General features: G+C 54.3%; 1 pseudogene. It reads left to right on the plus strand.

Features of this window, described 5'->3' with window-relative positions:
* Window positions 1–501: pseudogene (locus ACTHUR_RS18900) on the plus strand (glycosyltransferase family 39 protein); the annotation flags it as partial.

A 501-nucleotide genomic window follows, 5' to 3' on the forward strand; every position in this document is an offset into this window, starting at 1 on the left:
CCATTCTACTTGGCAAAGCAAACGCTATCTGCTGACCCTGATTGGCGCCATCGTCGTTTCCCTGCCCCTGCTGATTCTGTATCCGCTGGTTTTATCAAAAACCAATCCCGAATGGTTTGATATTTGGTTCAGCCATTATTCCTTAGGCGTATTCGGCGGTTTCCATCAGATTCAGACGGCCTTCAACCTGCCCTATTATCTGAAAAACCTGCTGTGGTTTGCCTTGCCTGCCTGGCCGCTGGCAGCATGGACGCTCAGCCGCACGCGTATCCACGATAAAAACTGGGGCATTCTGAGCCTGTCGTGGCTGGTTATTATGACAGCCCTACTTGCCATCAACCCGCAACGCCTGCAAGACAACCTCGTTTGGCTGTTGCCGCCGCTCGCCCTGCTCGGCGCGGCACAACTGGACGGCCTGCGTCGCGGTGCAGTGGCATTTATCAACTGGTTCGGCATCATGGCATTCGGTTTGATTGCCGTCTTCCTGTGGCTGGGCTTTTT

The sequence above is a fragment of the Neisseria sp. P0021.S007 genome, from assembly GCF_051956855.1.